At 47.1% G+C, this 17,601-nt stretch carries 17 protein-coding genes; 10 read left to right on the top strand and 7 right to left on the bottom strand.

The window, feature by feature from the left end:
- The first annotated feature begins 17 nt into the window (after positions 1-17).
- The 8 genes from HNQ56_RS21805 to HNQ56_RS21770 all read left to right on the top strand — a co-directional run bounded on the left by HNQ56_RS21805 (position 18) and on the right by HNQ56_RS21770 (position 7,755).
- Complete coding sequence (locus HNQ56_RS21805) at positions 18-824, top strand: response regulator transcription factor (protein ID WP_429150402.1); 807 nt, start codon at positions 18-20, stop codon at positions 822-824.
- 41 nt (positions 825-865) lie between these two features.
- Positions 866-2,512, top strand: coding sequence for a type 2 periplasmic-binding domain-containing protein (locus HNQ56_RS21800; RefSeq protein WP_429150401.1), 1,647 nt, complete (start codon positions 866-868; stop codon positions 2,510-2,512).
- Between the two features lie 101 nt (positions 2,513-2,613).
- Positions 2,614-3,312, top strand: coding sequence for a VanR-ABDEGLN family response regulator transcription factor (gene vanR, locus HNQ56_RS21795; RefSeq protein ID WP_429150400.1), 699 nt, complete (start codon positions 2,614-2,616; stop codon positions 3,310-3,312).
- On the top strand, positions 3,302-4,414 hold the full coding sequence (locus HNQ56_RS21790; RefSeq protein ID WP_429150399.1) for a sensor histidine kinase: 1,113 nt from the start codon (positions 3,302-3,304) through the stop codon (positions 4,412-4,414). The genes vanR and HNQ56_RS21790 overlap by 11 nt, the downstream gene beginning before the upstream one ends.
- A 161-nt stretch (positions 4,415-4,575) precedes the next feature.
- Positions 4,576-5,625, top strand: coding sequence for a D-alanine--D-serine ligase VanG (vanG, locus tag HNQ56_RS21785; RefSeq protein WP_429150398.1), 1,050 nt, complete (start codon positions 4,576-4,578; stop codon positions 5,623-5,625).
- A complete protein-coding gene (locus tag HNQ56_RS21780; RefSeq protein ID WP_429150396.1) occupies positions 5,622-6,386 on the top strand; it encodes a D-alanyl-D-alanine carboxypeptidase family protein in 765 nt (254 codons plus the stop codon). The genes vanG and HNQ56_RS21780 overlap by 4 nt, the downstream gene beginning before the upstream one ends.
- Complete coding sequence (gene vanT, locus HNQ56_RS21775; protein ID WP_429150394.1) at positions 6,383-7,570, top strand: serine racemase VanT catalytic subunit; 1,188 nt, start codon at positions 6,383-6,385, stop codon at positions 7,568-7,570. The genes HNQ56_RS21780 and vanT overlap by 4 nt, the downstream gene beginning before the upstream one ends.
- 17 nt (positions 7,571-7,587) lie before the next feature.
- Entirely contained in the window at positions 7,588-7,755 is a 168-nt protein-coding gene (locus HNQ56_RS21770; protein ID WP_429150393.1) for a hypothetical protein, read from the top strand.
- A gap of 115 nt (positions 7,756-7,870) precedes the next feature.
- Here the strand turns inward: HNQ56_RS21770 and HNQ56_RS21765 are convergent, their stop codons facing one another.
- Both HNQ56_RS21765 and HNQ56_RS21760 read right to left on the bottom strand, forming a co-directional pair.
- Positions 7,871-9,331, bottom strand: a complete 1,461-nt coding sequence (locus HNQ56_RS21765) for an alpha-L-fucosidase (RefSeq protein WP_429150480.1) — start codon at positions 9,329-9,331, stop codon at positions 7,871-7,873.
- A gap of 49 nt (positions 9,332-9,380) precedes the next feature.
- Positions 9,381-10,811: a sialate O-acetylesterase gene (locus HNQ56_RS21760; RefSeq protein WP_429150392.1), complete on the bottom strand. Its 1,431-nt coding sequence runs from the start codon at positions 10,809-10,811 to the stop codon at positions 9,381-9,383.
- A 354-nt stretch (positions 10,812-11,165) separates the two neighbouring features.
- Between HNQ56_RS21760 and HNQ56_RS21755 the strand changes: the two genes are divergently transcribed.
- Positions 11,166-12,035, top strand: a complete 870-nt coding sequence (locus HNQ56_RS21755) for a DegV family protein (protein ID WP_429150391.1) — start codon at positions 11,166-11,168, stop codon at positions 12,033-12,035.
- Between the two features lie 120 nt (positions 12,036-12,155).
- Here HNQ56_RS21755 and HNQ56_RS21750 read toward each other — a convergent pair whose 3' ends face one another.
- The 3 genes from HNQ56_RS21750 to HNQ56_RS21740 all read right to left on the bottom strand — a co-directional run bounded on the left by HNQ56_RS21750 (position 12,156) and on the right by HNQ56_RS21740 (position 14,007).
- The gene (locus HNQ56_RS21750) at positions 12,156-13,070 is read right to left on the bottom strand and encodes an N-acetylmuramoyl-L-alanine amidase (protein ID WP_429150390.1); all 915 of its coding nucleotides are present in this window, start codon (positions 13,068-13,070) and stop codon (positions 12,156-12,158) included.
- Positions 13,071-13,487: a phage holin family protein gene (locus HNQ56_RS21745; protein WP_429150388.1), complete on the bottom strand. Its 417-nt coding sequence runs from the start codon at positions 13,485-13,487 to the stop codon at positions 13,071-13,073. It lies immediately after the preceding gene.
- 130 nt (positions 13,488-13,617) lie between these two features.
- Positions 13,618-14,007 (bottom strand): hypothetical protein, encoded by a 390-nt coding sequence (locus tag HNQ56_RS21740; protein WP_429150386.1) that lies wholly within the window; start codon positions 14,005-14,007, stop codon positions 13,618-13,620.
- A gap of 173 nt (positions 14,008-14,180) precedes the next feature.
- On the opposite strand from HNQ56_RS21740, the gene HNQ56_RS21735 reads away from it, so the two are divergent.
- Positions 14,181-14,354 (top strand): hypothetical protein, encoded by a 174-nt coding sequence (locus HNQ56_RS21735; protein WP_429150385.1) that lies wholly within the window; start codon positions 14,181-14,183, stop codon positions 14,352-14,354.
- A 4-nt stretch (positions 14,355-14,358) separates the two neighbouring features.
- On the opposite strand, the gene HNQ56_RS21730 is transcribed toward HNQ56_RS21735, so the two are convergent.
- A complete protein-coding gene (locus HNQ56_RS21730) occupies positions 14,359-17,064 on the bottom strand; it encodes a pyocin knob domain-containing protein (protein ID WP_429150383.1) in 2,706 nt (901 codons plus the stop codon).
- Positions 17,064-17,600: a putative phage tail protein gene (locus HNQ56_RS21725; RefSeq protein WP_429150382.1), complete on the bottom strand. Its 537-nt coding sequence runs from the start codon at positions 17,598-17,600 to the stop codon at positions 17,064-17,066. The genes HNQ56_RS21730 and HNQ56_RS21725 overlap by 1 nt, the downstream gene beginning before the upstream one ends.
- Between the last annotated feature and the right edge of the window lies 1 nt (position 17,601).

Here is a 17,601-nt window from a genome sequence, read left to right as displayed (position 1 = left end):
CACAGAAAGGAGCGCTTATGTATCAGGTAATTGTTATTGATGATGAGAAATGGGTGGTAAAAAGCCTCATTGCCACCATTCGGGATCAGGAATATTTTGAAATTAAGGCGGAGCTTTATGACGGGCTGTCCGGCCTGGAGTACATTCGGGAGCATCAGCCCGATCTTGCCTTCGTGGACGTGCGCCTGCCGGGCATGGGCGGGCTGGATATCCTTCAGACGGCCCATGCGGAAGGCCTTCGCACCTTATTTATCATGATCAGCGGTCACGCCGAATTTGCCTATGCCCAGAAGGCCATGTTCCACAATGCCATCGGATATTGCTTAAAGCCTTTCTCCCACAGCGAATTGATGGATGCCATGCTGAAGGCCTACCATATTCTAAATGAGCAGCAGGCAGAAGCAGAGGGCGGCAGCCGCTCCGCTCCTCCCGCAAAGGTTGTAGAGTCCTTTACTCCAAAGCATCTGGTCTCTTCCCATAAATCCGTTCAAATGATGATCGATTACACCGAACTTCATTACCAGGAGGATATCTCCATACAGAATCTGGCCGATCATTGCTCCATCAATGCCAACTATGCCAGCCAGATTTTCAAACAGGAAATGGGAATTACCTTCATCAGCTATCTCACCAGCCTGCGCATTGACCACGCGGTCTGGCTGCTGACCCATACGGATCAGACGGTATTTCTGATTGCCACCCAGGTGGGCTACAGCGACTACTTCTATTTTGCCAAGGTATTTAAACGAGTGATGGGCTGTACCCCCTCGGCATACCGCAAAAAAATGGAGCATGCGGAAGCGGCTGATTCTCTGCCAGGATAACCGGAGCCGCAATCTCCAGACCCAATTTAAGGAGGCAATTTATGAGAAATATAAAACGCTATGCCCTATTCGCTCTTCTCGCCTGTTTCTTCTTTACTCTCCCGGCCTGTGCGTCCCCGGCGGAGCTGACCGGACCGGACCGCTCCGTACTGCCGGATTCTCTTCAAGGGCTTTCCTTTGACGAGCACCTGGATATCAGCGTAGGCTATTGGAATATTGATGCCATGGTGAAGGCAGCCCAGCCTGATGATGTAACCCAGTATATGGAAGAGTTGTTTAATATCACCCTTCACCCGGTTTCCGTTACATGGTCTAACTATAAGGAACGCTATCAGATCCTCAGCGCGACGGGAAGCCTGCCGGATGTGTTTGCCACCGTCACCATCTCTTCCAGCAATACCGATGACTCCGCCTCCTATACGGATATGATCGAAAGCGGCTCCATCCGGGCACTTCCGGAGGATCTCTCTTCCTACCCCCTACTGAACGGACTGCTGAAGGCGGTTCCCTATACCCGGTATTCCGACGGCGCATTCTATGCCATCCCCAGAGTTTCCTTCACCACCCCGATTCTGACTTCCACCGATGCCGCCCTGCTGGTACGCAGAGACTGGATGAATCAGCTGGGCCTGGAGGACCCGGAGAATTTCGAAGAGTTTCTGGCTCTGACTGCCGCCTTTGCCAAGGAGGACCCGGACGGCAACGGCATTGATGATACCATCGGCTATAATGTTAATACCAGAGCCGCCCTGGGAAAATGGGTCATCCTGGGGATTGCGCCAAAATGTAATATCTTCTCCTGGGTAGAGGAGAACGGGCGCTTCGTTCCAACCTGGACGACAGAGGACTTTAAGACGGTCATCGCCTCTTACCGGCGCCTGTATGACGCCGGAGGCCTGGATCCGGAGTTCTATACCAAATCTCCCGTTACTGTTATGGAGGACTTTGCTGCCGGCCGGCTTGGCGCGCTGGAATACAAATCCTCTCCTTCCGCCTTCCGGGAGGTAAAGGAGCAATGGGATGTGCTTAATGACAAGCCTTTTGAAGAGTGTGTCGATGTGCTTCCCGTCTTTCCCGCTCCCGACGGGATACGCTACAGTAATTCCAGCGGTGTCTTCTGGTCGGAATCCTATATTTCTTCCGCCGCGGATGATGCCAAGCTGGAACGCATCCTTGCCCTCTTTGAATTTCTGCTTTCAGAGCAGGGAAGGCGGCTATGCCTCTACGGCATCGAGGGCGTGGACTATACCAGAACAGAAGACGGGAATTATAAGTACCTGTTGAATATCGATGAGAAAGCCTCGGATTTTCTGGAACGAAAATATCCTTCCCTCACCCTTTTTGCAAACATTGCCACCTGGGGGGGCGGCTGGGAGGACTTTGAAGATACAGAAATGAATTATCAGCGCTATGGGGAAGCCTGTGTAAAGCTGGCACGGAAATCCGTTCTCTGGTACCAGGAAAACACAACGCAGATTATCAGACCCCACGCCTTTCTCCTCTACCCAAAGGAACCCTCCGATTATTTTAACTCCTCCCAGGTTCTTGGAGCCTTCATCGAATGCATTATTGGTAACGGCGATCCCATCCGTATGTGGGAGAGTACCTTGAATACCATGTACGAACAGGGGCTGGAAGAATATATTGACCGGCAGAACGAGAATTATCAGAACAGGAACAAGCCTTAAGATAATCTTAAGGTTTTGTTAAGGTAAAACCCATAGAATCATTTCTAATGATTTGATATGATTTTATGGGTTTTTACGTAATACAAGGAGCGGAGCAGACGATGGCGATAAATATTTTAGTGGTAGATGACGAGAAAGCGATAGCGGATTTGATTGCCGTATATTTGAAAAATGAAAACTATAATGTACTGAAATTCTATAACGGGCAGGATGCTTTGCAATGTATCGAGCATGAGACGATAGATCTGGCTATCCTGGATGTCATGCTTCCTGATATCAGCGGTTTTTCCATCTGCCAGCAGCTCAGGGAAAAGCATAACTTTCCGGTGATTATGCTGACGGCGAAGGATGAGGAAATCGATAAGATCACCGGGCTCACCCTGGGTGCGGATGATTACATTACAAAGCCCTTCCGGCCTCTTGAAATGGTTGCACGGGTAAAGGCACAGTTACGGAGATTCACAAGATACAATACTGCCGAACCGGCTCAGGAAGAAAATATTATTATATTTTCCGGCCTGATCCTGGATAAGGACAAGCACGAATGTACCTTGAACGAGAGACTGCTGCCTCTGACTCCGACGGAATTCTCCATCCTATGGGTGCTGGCCTCGAATCGGGGGCGTGTGGTCAGTTCGGAAGAATTATTCCATGAGGTCTGGGGAGAAAAGTATTTTACCAACAGCAACAACACCGTCATGGTTCATATCCGTCATTTAAGGGAAAAGATGAACGACAGTACGGAACACCCGAAATATATAAAAACGGTATGGGGGGTTGGCTACCGAATTGAAGAATAATCAGTTTCATTCCAAATTTATCCGAAAAACAATCCTCCGATGTATCATGACGATTATCCTCGTGACCGTATTGTATGTGATTGGTGTTGTTCTGGTCTATTACCTTGCTTCCCGTATTGTCTGGCAGCCGACACCTCTGTATTACTTTTTAAAGACCATAGAGCGTCATTTCACCTTTTTACTGCTCCTGGTCTGGTTCCTGACTGTGGCAATCATAGTCTATATTGATTGGAGTAAAACCGTCGGTTACATTGTGGAAATTGCGGATGCCAGTGCGGCCCTGGTACAGCCGGAGGAGAAGGATATCCAGCTGTCGGAGGAGCTTCGAGAAATTGAATACCGAATGAATCAGATCAAACGAATCGCCCTGCAAAATGAACGGGATGCCAGAGAGGCCGAACAGCGCAAAAACGACCTCGTTGTGAATCTTGCCCATGATATCCGAACTCCCCTTGCTTCCGTAATCGGATATCTGAGCCTTTTGGACGAGGCTCCGGATATGCCCGCGGAGCAGCGGATCAAGTATACCGGCATCACGCTGGAAAAGGCCTTCCGTTTGGAACAGCTTATCGAGGAATTCTTTGAAATAACCCGTTTCAATTTAAGTTCTATTTTGGTAAATAAGGGAAAGATTAATCTCTCCTTCATGCTCCGGCAAATAGCGGATGAATTCTACCCCATGCTGTCACCCCAAAGCAAGCAGACAGCCGTTCATGTGCCGGAGGGTCTGATTCTATGGGGGGATGCGGATAAGCTCTCCCGGGTGTTTAATAATATTTTGAAAAATGCTGTTGCATACAGCTACGAGGGAAGCGTCATCGATATCACGGCCTTTGAAGATGCAGAAAATACAGTGATTCAATTCGCAAATACCGGCGATCCGATTCCGCCGCAAAAGCTGGAAACCATTTTTGAACGCTTTTTTCGCCTGGACTCGGCCCGTTCCTCGCAAACCGGAGGCGCGGGACTCGGCCTTGCCATAGCAAAGGAGATTGTGACCGCCCACGGCGGAACCATCGCGGCGCAATGCGAGGAGGACAGAACAACCTTTACCGTCACTCTTCCCAAAGCTGCAAAAACGGTGTCCAAAAACGGTGCCTGACACCCAAACTAAGAGTTCCCTAAGGCTTTCTTAAGATTTTAATAAGCGCAAATTCCAATATGGCCTGTTCGCTTCTGGTAATATTACATATACCGGAACCGGACAGGTTTTTTGATGCCTGCTCTTATGTTCAATAAAATCAGAATGAAAGGATTGATATTATGAAACAAACAACAATAGCCGTTCTGTTCGGCGGTCAGTCTACGGAATATGAGGTGTCCCTGCAGTCAGCCTGTTCCGTGATCGAAAATCTTAACCCGGAGAAATATCATGTTATTCTCCTTGGCATCACCCGCCAGGGTGAATGGCTGAAATACAGCGGCAGCACCAGCCAGATACAGGAGGATAGCTGGAGCAGACATCCCTCCTGCCTTCCGGCGGTTATTTCACCGGACCGCAAGGCCCATGGAATTCTTGTAACAGAAGACGGCAAGGTAACGGCAATTCCCATTGACGCAGCCTTTCCCGTATTACACGGCAGAAACGGGGAGGATGGAACGGTACAGGGCCTGCTGGAGATGGCGGGCATTCCCTGCATTGGATGCGGAACCCTCAGCTCAGCCCTGTGCATGGATAAGGACATCGCGCACAAGCTGATACGCTTGTCAGGGATCAAAACTCCTGAGTCGGTTGTACTGGATGCTCCCGTCTCTCCCAATGAACTGTATAAAATGACTGCGGACCTGCAATATCCTCTCTTCGTGAAACCGGTCAACTCCGGCTCTTCCTTTGGCATTACCAAAGTCAATGCACAAAGTGAGCTGTGGGATGCAATTCTTACCGCTTCCCGGCATGACCGGAAGGTGATTATCGAAGAGGCGGTTGCGGGCTTTGAAGTCGGCTGCGCGGTCCTTGGCAATGAAACGCTTACCATCGGCCAGGTTGATGAAATTGAGCTGGAGCAGGGCTTTTTTGACTACACGGAGAAATACACCTTAAAAACCTCGAAAATACACATGCCTGCCCGCATTGACGAGGACACGGCCAATCGGGTAAAGCAAACGGCGGCTTCCATTTACCGGACTCTTGGCTGCCGGGGCCTGGCAAGGGTGGACATGTTCCTGACCCCCGGAAAGGAAATCGTCTTTAATGAAGTAAATACGATCCCCGGCTTCACCTCCCACAGCCGTTACCCCAATATGCTCAAAGGAATCGGGATGACCTTTCCGCAAATTATAGAAGAGCTCATAAGGCTGGCGATGCTGTCATGAAAACGCTTCAATTTACCCATGCCGATATTTCAAAGGGGCATCTGATTCTCGTCAACCCTTCCCACCCTTTGACAGCTCCTGTTCCGGAGAATTGCCTTATGCCTGTGCGTCCTGATTTTGCGCGGATTTTCCTGGAAAGGCAGGCTGCTAAAATGCTGTCGGAAATTACGGCCCGCTTAAAATGCAGGCATGAGGTCGTTCCGGTCAGCGGTTACCGTACGATGCAGGAACAGCAGGCGATCTATGCGGATTCCCTGCGCAAACACGGGAGAGTTTTTACACAAAAATATGTTGCCGTCCCGGGTTGCAGCGAACACCAAACCGGCCTTGCCATCGATCTTGCAAAGAACGGGAATAACATTGATTTTATTCGCCCTGACTTCCCCTACAACGGTATCTGCGGAATTTTCCGTGAGCTTTCCGTACCCTATGGTTTTATTGAGCGCTATCCCGCAGGCCGTGAGGAAATCACACATATCGCCCATGAACCATGGCATTTCCGCTATGTAGGATATCCTCATTCGGAGCTGATGAGGGAGCGGAATTTCACATTGGAGGAATACACCGGCTACCTTAAACAGTTTCCCTACCGGGGCGATCACCTGCATTTCAAGCGTAACCAGCGAAGCTTTGAGATCTTCCATGTTTCTGTTACAGATGACCGGAAGGCCCTGGCAGAAATCCCCGATCACATTCCATATCAAGTATCGGGCAATAACGAAGACGGAGTTGTGGTGACATTATGGAGGGACGGATTATGATAAGATCTAAAAAAGTCAATGTAAAACTCGGCCCCATGCTTCCTTCCGGGATGCATTCTATGGAGAGCAAAGACCGGGCCTGGGCTGAAATCAATATGGTAAACCTGCGGCACAACGTAAAGGTTTTACAAGAAACGCTCCCTGCCGGCTGTGAGATCATGGCGGTTGTGAAAGCAAATGCCTATGGTCACGGCGCTGTTTCAATATCGTCCTTCCTGAACCGCATCGGTATTCACACCTTTGCTGTTGCTACCATTCACGAAGGAATTCATCTGCGCAGGAAAGGAATGAAAGGCGAAATCCTGATTCTCGGCTATACACCGCCAACAAAGGCCCCCTTGCTTTTTCGGTATGGTTTATCGCAAACGGTGGCCGATGCCGAACATGCAAGGGACTTAAATTGCTTTGGCAAGCCGATACCGGTTCATATTAAAGTGGATACAGGGATGCATCGGCTTGGAGAAAGCTATCGGCATTTATCTGAAATTGCATCTATATTTGATTGTAAGAATCTTAAGATTATGGGCATTTTTACACATCTTTGCGCGGCAGACAGCCTGGAAGAGACTGATATTTCTTTTACGAAACAGCAGATTCAAAACTTCTATGAGCTTTTAGACGGGTTAAAGACAAAGCAGATCCCGCTTCCTCCGACACACATTCAAAGCAGCTACGGGGTCTTGAATTATCCCGAGCTCCAATGCAGCTATGCCCGGATTGGAATTGCTCTTTACGGTGTTTTAAGCACCTCTGATGCAAATACCAAATGCTCCCTGGATCTGCGTCCTGTTCTGGCCTTGAAATCCAGAGTTGCCCTTATCAGGACAATTGCCCCCGGAGAGAGCGTGGGCTATGGAAGGAGCTTCACCGCACAGGAAGAAAAGAAAATTGCCGTTATTTCCATTGGATATGCGGACGGATTTCCCCGTAGCCTTTCCGCAAAAGGCCATGTTTTAATCAGAGGATGTAAGGTGCCGATTATCGGCCGGATTTGTATGGATCAGCTGACGGTCGATGTTACCGGAGTTTCTGATGTTAAAAGGGGGGATGCTGTTACTTTGATCGGCAGCGACGGTGCGGAAGTAATCACCGCAGAGCAGACAGCAGTTGGTGCGGGAACCATCACAAATGAGCTGCTCAGCAGATTAAGCGATTCCCGTTTGAGAAGAAGACTAATTTTTTAATCTTGGGCATAACCGTTATGCTTGTCACTCCCGATGCCCGCGTTGCCGCCATATGCGACCGGGTGCTGTATATCATTGACGGCCAAATCAGCGGAGATTATAAGCAGGGTAAGTACGAGGGCGAGCACCAGCTCCGTAACCGGGAGCGAAAGCTCAATAACTGGTTATTGGATATGAGATGGTAAATATCCGGATTACCCGAATGAAATAAAAAAACAAGCATGTCACCCATTAAGAACGATATGCTTATTTTTTTATTTTGCCGTGTCCATGAGCAGTCCGCAAGCAGACCTTTATTCATTATCCGTTAATTTTCAATACATAGGCACAATCACAGGGCTTTCCTTTCGGAGCAGTCACATGCAGTCCCTGGGCATCCCGGTAATAGGAAAGCGTTTCATCACATCCGACCATGGATACCTGCTGTATCTCCCTGGCATAAGGGCCGTTCTCCCTGAGTGTGCGGATATGAAACTCTCCTTCCTCAGGCCATCCCATGGCAATTGCATACAGAGCCTCTCCCCGGGCGGTGAAGCGGTAATCCTGTCCGGTCAGCAGGGTATTGCCGACCTCCACTGCATCCCCCTTCTCCAGCTGCTCCTGAATCATTTCCACATTATAATTGGTATCATCCACAGTAGACGGACCTTCCGCCGCAATGACAAAGGGTCTCGTCTCATAGATTGCTTCTCCGTTGATCTCCAGCCAGTCGCCGATCTCCTCCAAAATCTTAACCGCAACCGGGTGGAAGGAGCCGTCTGCGTAGGGGCCTACATTTAACAGAAGGTTCCCGTTCTTAGAAACGATGTCACAGAGCTGGTGGATGATGCGCTCCGCCGATTTATACTTCGGTTCCTGAACCATGCACCAGGTAATATTGTCCTCCAGACGGTCATCGGACTGCCAGGGGAAGGGCTTGGGGGAAGCAAAACGTCCGCATTCAATGTCATAGACGCCGATTCCCTCCGGGAAATCCTCCTGCTTGTAAGTAATGATACCATCCTTCTTCCCCTTGGTGTCATAATAATAATCAGCGATATCAAACCGATAGTCCTCTGCAATGAGATAGGTACGGCTGTCAAAATAGATCACATCCGGATCGTATTGATCGATTACTTCCCATACTTTATCACGCCAGGTCTTGCAGAAAGCTTCATCCGGATAGCGGTAGGGCATATAGCGGTTCGTCTCCAGCGGCAATGCCGGACCATAGAACTTCTCATTCGCCGGATCATATACATCCGCTTCGTTATCAGTGGACATAAACCAGCCCCAGAGCCACTGATGGTGGAAGGTGGCAAGGGTGCGGATTCCTTCCTTGCGAAAGGCTTCCATACATTCTCCCACAACATCCCTCTTAGGACCATAATTCACACTATTGACCGGGTTCACCTTGCTGTTCCAGAGTGAGAAATTATCTGCATGCTCACTGACCGGTCCCGCGTACCGGGCACCGGAACGCTTCACCAGCCTGGCCCATTCCGCGGCATCGAATTTCTCTCCCTTCATCATGGGATAGAAATCCTTATATCCGAAATCATGCAGCTTTCCATAGGTCTCCTCGTGATGCTTGTTGTGGGGCAGCCCCTTGGCATACATATTGCGGGAATACCATTCATCTTTATAGGCAGGTACACTGTAAGGCCCCCAGTGGAAGAACAGGCCAAACTTCGCATCCCGGAACCACTCCGGCGCCTCTTTTCTTACTTTGCTCCAATTTATTTCTTTCATATGCGTCTCCTTTTTAGCTGTTTGCTGTATTTTTTACCTGATTAAGATGTCAAAGGCAGCTTCGGCGCTTTACGATGCTTTAATCAATGATTTTCAAATTATAGAAAGATAACGGAGGCATGTAGGTAACTTCATCCACCACAGGCAGCCGGACCGGATCTGCCTCCCAGGCGAAGGAAAGATATGCTTCTCCTTCCGGTACCCTGTCCAGCTCCAGATAAATCCGATTCCTGTCCTCCCGGTTGGCCCGTATCGTTCTGACTGTGATATCCCCGCGGTTATCCCTCAGGGTAAATCCGCTGTCCTTCCCCAGGCTGGAATAGATCATGAAACAGGTTTTCACATGGGCAAAGGTAAGCTTCATCCAACTGCCCTCCAGCTTCAGCTCCTTTCCTTCCTCTGCCGTCACCATTGCCGCACCGGTCAAAACAGGAGCCTCGAATTCCTCTCCGCCGCTCAGCACATGGGCGCATTGTCTGGCAAGCTTTTCACCAAGGGCGACATTTGCCTGGGCACTGTTATGAATGCCGTCAGACATGCTGAGATTGGTTGTGGAAAGAATGTAGACGCCCGGAAGCTCTGCTGCCGCCCTTCTCTGGGCATCCCGGACCATTCCCCAGGCCGTATCGTGCAGACCGTTCACCTGCCGGTTCAGCTGCGTTGTGAAGAAGGGAATCTCATATCCCAGCTCCCTGCGCACGGCTTGTACATATTCCTTAAAATTCTCATAATACCGGGCGGCAGCCTCCGGCTCCGTATCGGAACATCCCTGATACCAGAGAACTCCCGCATAGTGCCCCTTCGTCTGATGAATTCTGTCCATCATATTCTGATAGAGGTCTCCGACCTCCGGCTTCCACCGCTTCATAGGGGAACCGCCAAGGGCAGTCTGAATCAGACCCACCGGCATCCCGGTCATCCGGTAATAATTCTTGGCAAAGGAGAGATAGGGTGATACTCCCGGAACTCCCATTTCCTCATTGGCAGGGGAGTCTGCTGCCGTGCTTTCATTCATAGGATGACTGGCCAGATCCCAGGTTCTTCTGTTTCGGAACAAATGGACACACAAATGAGGAGGGTCCGTACAGAAATCCCTGCTGAAGCCTGCAGCATTGGATTGCCCTGCAATAATAAACAAATTGCCCACACCTACGTGAAGGATGCAATCCCCCCGGTACATCCAGGTCAGATTGGGCAGGGTGCTTCTGGTCTCCAGACTGGTTTCGATCCGGTACAGTCCCCCCGCCGGGAGCTCCAGCTCTGTCTCAAACTCCCCTGTGAAATTCTCTCCGCAGATGATATGCCGGGCAGCCGTCCAGGGAACAACTGTCATATTATCCTCTTCCCGCATCACCCTTACCACCGGAGTCGTACCTGCTACACCTACTTCAACCGCCGCAGGATGTACCTTATATTTTCCGGCTATCACAACCCTGGCAAAACCGTTTTCCTGCTGTATAATCTCCCAGTCCATAGGACCGGAGGTCAAGGTAATTCCATGCATATTCATACCAATCCCTTTCTTGTGATCCGGCTCTTCCTTTGCACGCCTTGCTTCTTTAACACGGTCAGCATATACTGCCCGTCCTTACTAACATTATATTTTTTCAAGGAAATAATAGTATGGAGAAAATATAGAGGAGCTATGTAGATTTTACAGGTTGCCCGAGCCAGGCCCGCGCTTTAAGAGAGAATCTTCAGATATCAGTTCTCCTCCATCTGTTTTTAGAGATAAAATGCGGTGTATTTTAATTATAAATTTTTTATAAATAAAAAATAAACTATTTCTAATACATTAGTATTGCGAAAAAAGTTTATATTTAGTAAAATGGACTTATAATTTAGAAGCCAGGAGGGCCTAGATATGAAGAATTTCGTTATTACTGCTGACTCAAATTCCGATTTACTGGATGAATATATCAGAGAGAAACAAATCGGCATCATACCCCATTATTATGATCTTGAGGGGATTACCTACGGGGACGAAGTCAATCTGACTCCAAAAGAATTCTATGACAAGATGCGTAAGGGGCACATGCCCACTACAATGGCCAGCAATCCCGAGGTGATACGCCGTACCTTTCAGGGTTATGCAGACCAGGGACTGGATGTACTACATATCAGTTTTTCCTCCGCACTGAGCGGCGGCTGCAGCAATGTGGTGACTGGCGCCAACGAGATCTGCGAAGAGAATCCCGGAACCAGAATTATTGTGGTGGATACCTTGAATGCTTCCATGGGCGAGGGAATGTTTGTCATGAAGGCCGTGCAATTGAAGGAGGAAGGTAAGTCCCTCGATGAAGTGGCTTCCTGGCTTGAGGAGCATAAGCAGGAATTCTGCGTGCGGTTCACCGTTGATGACCTGAACCATCTCCATCGGGGCGGCCGGATTTCCAAAACAACCGCCGTGATCGGTTCCATGATTAATATTAAACCTATTCTCTATGTCAACGCAGAGGGACAGCTGGTACCGCTGTCCAATGCCAGAGGAAGAAAGAAATCCCTTGTAACCATCTGCAATAGTATGCTGGAATCCATGGGGAAATATAGGGACAGCGACGAGGTGATCTGCATCGCTCACGGCGACGCTTTGGAGGATGCCAATTATCTGGCTGATTTGATACGCGAGAAGCTGCCGAACCCCAGAATTATAATCAACTATGTCAGTCCCAGTATCGGCTCCCATTCCGGTCCCGGTGCCATTGGGCTGTGCTTTATGGGTGAGACAAGATAACTGTGATTTTAGAATTTAGAATGTATCTATATTTTATGTATGCGTTATCTGCAAGGTATATGTGATGTATTGAATACCCCGGCCAGAATTCCAATCTGGCCGGGGTATATCTGGTTTCAGCTATTTCATCCGTCCCGCAGCTAACGCGTTCCTTGTTGCACTTCCGATTTTGGTTCCGTCATCCTGCATGTGCTTTCCCCATCCCAGCTGGTCCCAGTAGACCAGTACCGCAATGCGTGTCTTTGGCCCGAAGGAGCCATCCGCTGCCAGCTTCGGCAGCCAGGCAGGGATAACCGCGTTCAGGTGTTCCTGAGCCCATTTAATATCCTGTTTGGGCGATTCCGGTGTGATTGTCTTTGCCGGCATAGTGTCTTGCGGCAACTCCGTTGCCTGCACATATTTTACGCCCGTGTACTCACAGATTCCCCTGGCAATTTCCTGGGCGCATTCCAGCCAGAAGTCTTTGTTGGCCATCATGGTTGTGGCCTCCTTTTCATTTGTCATGAAGGCCAGCTCACACAGGATGGCTGCCTTGACATCCATGGCATTGCAGTTGCACATTGCCAGGGACTGCTTCGTCACGCCCCGGTTGGTCTGCTTTGTGCCTCCCGCCAGGTGTTTCAGCACCGTCTGGGCCAGTTTGTCGGATTGGCCTGCATATTTGTCATGGATATAGACTCCCACGCCCTGGGCACTGTTAAAGCTTGCACCGTCACCATAAGCATTGAAATGGACGGATATGCTGTAATCACAATTTGCTTTTGCAATTGCCCTCTGACGCTCTGCCAGAGCTGTGTCAGGGTCATCCGCGGCTTTGTCATCATTAAAGCCTGTTTGCATTACTTCAAAGCCGCTGCGCTGCAGCTCTTTTACCAGCAGGGAAGCAACGCCTACATTGGCGTAATGCTCCCGGTACTGTTCCCCTTTTTTGACATCATTGACGCCGTCTTTATCGATATCGACCGCCACCGGAAACGGAGGGGTCCGTTTCCCGGCTGTATTAGCTCCATGGCCTGCGTCTACATTAATCTTCATTTACTGATCCTCCGATTTCTTTTTTAATAAGTCGATTGCATTTCGAATTACCGCCGGAATGGGTAACCCCATCAGCCCGGCATTTTCGAGAATGGATATCGCCTCATTAACAATATATGCAATAATCACCGCATTTCTAATGATGCTTGTACCGGTGATCCCCTCCAGCTGGGCTGCAACCAGGATGATCAGCAGGGTCATGCCCTTGCGGCATAATCCCTTCCACCCGGCTCTGCTTTCCAGGGCCCCATGATCTGTTTTTGGTGATTTTTTAAATACTCCCGCCACGATGAGCCCGGATATGTAGTCTGCCGCCATGAAAAGTATTAATACCCGCAATGCCGTGTCCCACCCTCCGAGTAAATTTGCAATAAAGCTTCCGGCGATACCGATCGCCGCTAATACTGTCTGTTTCATAAAACCTCCTTTGGGCATAAATTTAGCACCCTCTTCGGATGCATTATACTGTCTTATCAATTGTCACTTCCTTTTCCTCGATATAATCATCGATTTTGCTTTTAAAATCAGGCGGGCAATAACCACCTCATTATAGGTCAATTTGCCAAGGGTGATTTAATATTAAGTCATTAAGTGCGTCCTGCATCAAGCTGATTTGCTCTCGGAGGGTTGCTATCTCGCCTAATTGAATTTCCGTTTTTGATGGTTTTTGGAAGACAAAGGCAACTTCTTTTCCATCCTCCAACTCCGTTACTCTAGTTGTCTCCACATACTGCGTGTATCCCTCATAAGGAATGTATGTATCTTCTGATACATAATGTCTCAGTTCCTGCATAGCCTCCGGTGTAAACTCTGCTCTGGCCGAATCGTAACTCTCAATTCCTGCCAGGGCAATGGTGATCTGATTTTCAGCGTTATTAAACACCGATGTTGCAAAAAACTCTTTACCTGAATTTAATACGATTTTCATATTATCCATAGTTTGTTATCCTTTCTTTTGATTTAATAAATGATAATTTGGGCAGTATAAAGCAAAAATCCTCTATCATATCTGGTAACGGGGGAGCAAAAACGCTAACACATAGTAGTGACAACTTTACATGGTTGGTTGCAATACAGGGGCAGTTAGGCACGTTATATGCAATTTATATCATGAGCGGATATGGTTTTGGTACAAGTGCAAGGGATCATTATGCTACTTTATTATCGGGCGGCGATATAAAAGTTTCAATTGTTAATAATGCGTTTGTTTTAACAAATAATGTAATGTTGGACGCAAATATTAGCATAATTGCACTGTTAGGTAATCTTCCTGTCGTCACATAAATAGCTATTTAACCATGGCGATTTGTTGCCACTCTTGCCAATTCCCGCCTGCACAGGCCCTGAAATAGATTTTGCCACTAAAATACCCGGTTATTTTTTGCCATTGATAGGTATCGGAAGCCTTAAATCCCTCCAATAGCCAGGAGCCACCTGAATTCATTGGCGCTGGTATTACGACGTATAAGCTTAGTACTCTTCTGTACAGCGTTCCATTTGGCATGTCCTGCATAACATAGTTTAATAAATTGTTAAATTCTTCTTGACTATTAATTTTTAGGGTGGCACTTGTAGGAAATGTTAATGTAAGCAAATTATCATTTAACGATTCCCAGACAGTCCATACGCCATTATTTTTTGCTCTCCTATACTCAATTATTCCACCACTGCCATATCTCCTTGCTATCTGCCATTGATAATTATCATCAGATTTGTGTCCCTCAACTAACCATGTACCTCTTTCTGGTAGGCTTAAACCCGAAACCCTAATATCTATGAAAAACCGATACCAAGTATTCATTCTAAACCTTGTTGCATTAATGATATTATCCAGATCGGTTTGAGTATATATCCCGGAATACGGGACGCACCGCTGTATAATTTCTGATTCGTTTACAGCTAGAGTGTTCCATCGATTTGCTTCCGATGTGCCTGCACCCACTTGAAGTAAATCAACATTGCTAACTTCATTAAATCTACCAAATACTGCTTGGTCATACGACTGAGGGTGAGAGCGTAAACCTTGACCGTGTACAAATGAATGAGGTCCTTCGGCAATACTATTATATCCCCCAGCATGGGAATTAGGTCCACTTGCCACATTTCCCCTTCCTTCTACATTTGCATTAACACCCGTTTCAGAACAATCTTTACTGTTCTTTAACTTACCATTTATCATCTTGTGTAAAGCTGTAAATTCAGCACTGTTCGCCATTGCAACAGCTTTATCACTAAGATTATAGGTAATATCAACAATAACATTGCTACATTGTTTATCAGATACTGTACTTTCCTGGTATACGGTCCCGTCCTCAAATACCTCCAGATTCCCTTCTGTTTTAAATCCAGCCTCATTATTACCGCTAGAGTATACCAGCGGCACTGCTAACTCATATACAATTTTAGTTCCCACAAACGCCGCCTGTACTGCTGCAAAATTTGCATAGGAGCCTTTGGGAAACATAAAAATCATCCGTTTGTCCACAGTAAAACTCTCACCGTATCCATGCTTCCAGTACATACTTACATCGTTAATGAAATCTATATCAGCTGGGGCTGTCTTATCTGTGAGTATCTTATTACTCGCATTACGGATTGCAGCCGAGGCAGTACCTCTGGACATGACGTTGGACGGTAACTCCACAATTACATAATCAAGATTACTGTATTCGGTATAAAGAGTTAAAATATCAGAAGCTAATAGTGTATACGCGGAAGTTCTTCTAATCATAATATCTTTACCGTTTACTTCTTTAATGCCATCACATACACCATTCGGCAATCTGTGCATCTGAACCCCTGGCAAACTTACAATATATTCAGATGATTGATAAGGTTCGTAATCTGTGGCTGTGTTTTCCTCTATTTGAAGTTTGTACTCTCCAATATCTCCAACAGATATATTTCCATCCGTTACCTTTCTTAATACCGGGAATGCCCAGCAGTTAATAGGAGGAGTAAATGTCTTCACTCCAAAACTTACTGCTCCTATTAAGATACCGCCGCTTTTTGCATCGGACAGCCCAATGGAATGCGAAAAAATGCTATCACTATTGGTGTTTATATAATAGGTCTTTCCTTTTTGTACAAAGATCGGATTATTGGTTGAAAGTCTGGTAAGGGTACTTGGGTTATTCCAGTCCCCTTGCCTCCACTGTTCTGAAAACAAATTTTTACCAACACTAATAATATTGTGACTTCCTACACCCTGTAATCCATCAATGTAATGATCAAATATGTAATCACATTGCTCTTTAGTGGGCTCATTTCCTGCGACAAATAACTCTGTGAGATCAACACACATTACCTTTTTTACTTCCATCACTTTACCATTTGCAGTAGTTGCATCCGCATAAATATGAAATAAAGCAAAAACACTTGATGTATCTAATGCGTTTATGATTACCCCTAATGAGTACCATATGTTCGCAGAAGGAGCGTTCATTATTGTCTGGGCCTCTGGTATTCCGGGAACTCTAATATCTAATCTTGTGCAATTATTATTAGTCACTCTAACCAGATAGCTTATATAATATTTATGCCCTACTATGCCTTTGTGTGGTGAGATGACTTGTGTATACGGATAATTAGCACTCCCATTACCGGTGTGAATTAATGTACCATTAGAAGCGGCAATTGTTCCACCTCCACCGCTCCAACCAGTTACGCCGTTGCTGAAATCACCGTTCTTAATCAAGTTCTGTGATGTAAATCCTTTAATCTTTAATTTTGACTGTCCACCTTTGATAATGTCTCGGATATCATACTCAGTTCCTTCATTATTGCTTCCAGTGCCAGCGGAAAAGATGGATTTGTGCTGGGACAGAGTACTCGTCGACACAGTCTCAGTATTTTCCCGTATTTCATCCAGATCCGTTTCTTGCTTTTTTAGCTCCGTATCTATGATATCCATATTCGTATTCTGGACATTGATATCATAATATTCGTTCTCGGCCGGCTTTATTAAACCGTAATTTCCTGTTTGTTCTGCCATTATTTTAACACCTCATTTCTAATTTGATAATATGTACGGGATGACAGCTGTGCGTGAGTTAATCGCGCCAGCTGGGAGTGTGGATTATACACATATTCATAGGTAAAGCTTAAGTGTGCCGGTTTTATCTCCTCCATGGTCACGGTTAAATCCTCCATGTTCTCCGGGATTCCAAGGGTGCCGATGAACTTCACAACAAAGCTGTTACTCTCCGGATGTTCTATGATTTTGACCTCTCCTCCTGAATATGCCCTGGCTGTCTGCTCCATCATGGTCTTAGTAGCTGTCCCTATTCCTCTGATCTTTGCTAAAATTCTCTCCCGTCTGAAGGCATCCGATTTGTTAATATCCGTCTTGATCCCAAAGATTTTTTCATACCGGCTCAATTGCTTTGAGGCTGTGCCGACACAACTCTCATTAACCACATCATTTATTCCATCGGTCAAAGCATTGACACCATCTGAAAGGAGCTTCTGCAGTTCCTGCATTGTAGCATTTCCTTCATAGACCGGGGGTAATAACTCCATTAAATTCATA

Source organism: Anaerotaenia torta, from assembly GCF_050433395.1.
GTDB classification, from domain to species: Bacteria; Bacillota; Clostridia; order Lachnospirales; family Lachnospiraceae; genus Mobilitalea; species Mobilitalea torta.
This window is presented reverse-complemented; position numbering and strand designations above follow the sequence as displayed.

Excerpts from the sequence above, each read along its gene's own strand:
- HNQ56_RS21805 (WP_429150402.1), top strand. The coding sequence starts at position 18 with ATGTATCAGGTAATTGTTATTGATGATGAGAAATGGGTGGTAAAAAGC.
- HNQ56_RS21800 (WP_429150401.1), top strand. The coding sequence starts at position 866 with ATGAGAAATATAAAACGCTATGCCCTATTCGCTCTTCTCGCCTGTTTC.
- vanR (WP_429150400.1), top strand. The coding sequence starts at position 2,614 with ATGGCGATAAATATTTTAGTGGTAGATGACGAGAAAGCGATAGCGGAT.
- vanG (WP_429150398.1), top strand. The coding sequence starts at position 4,576 with ATGAAACAAACAACAATAGCCGTTCTGTTCGGCGGTCAGTCTACGGAA.
- HNQ56_RS21780 (WP_429150396.1), top strand. The coding sequence starts at position 5,622 with ATGAAAACGCTTCAATTTACCCATGCCGATATTTCAAAGGGGCATCTG.
- vanT (WP_429150394.1), top strand. The coding sequence starts at position 6,383 with ATGATAAGATCTAAAAAAGTCAATGTAAAACTCGGCCCCATGCTTCCT.
- HNQ56_RS21770 (WP_429150393.1), top strand. The coding sequence starts at position 7,588 with ATGCTTGTCACTCCCGATGCCCGCGTTGCCGCCATATGCGACCGGGTG.
- HNQ56_RS21760 (WP_429150392.1), bottom strand. The coding sequence starts at position 10,811 with ATGAATATGCATGGAATTACCTTGACCTCCGGTCCTATGGACTGGGAG.
- HNQ56_RS21755 (WP_429150391.1), top strand. The coding sequence starts at position 11,166 with ATGAAGAATTTCGTTATTACTGCTGACTCAAATTCCGATTTACTGGAT.
- HNQ56_RS21750 (WP_429150390.1), bottom strand. The coding sequence starts at position 13,070 with ATGAAGATTAATGTAGACGCAGGCCATGGAGCTAATACAGCCGGGAAA.
- HNQ56_RS21745 (WP_429150388.1), bottom strand. The coding sequence starts at position 13,487 with ATGAAACAGACAGTATTAGCGGCGATCGGTATCGCCGGAAGCTTTATT.
- HNQ56_RS21740 (WP_429150386.1), bottom strand. The coding sequence starts at position 14,007 with ATGGATAATATGAAAATCGTATTAAATTCAGGTAAAGAGTTTTTTGCA.
- HNQ56_RS21735 (WP_429150385.1), top strand. The coding sequence starts at position 14,181 with ATGAGCGGATATGGTTTTGGTACAAGTGCAAGGGATCATTATGCTACT.
- HNQ56_RS21730 (WP_429150383.1), bottom strand. The coding sequence starts at position 17,064 with ATGGCAGAACAAACAGGAAATTACGGTTTAATAAAGCCGGCCGAGAAC.
- HNQ56_RS21725 (WP_429150382.1), bottom strand. The coding sequence starts at position 17,600 with ATGAATTTAATGGAGTTATTACCCCCGGTCTATGAAGGAAATGCTACA.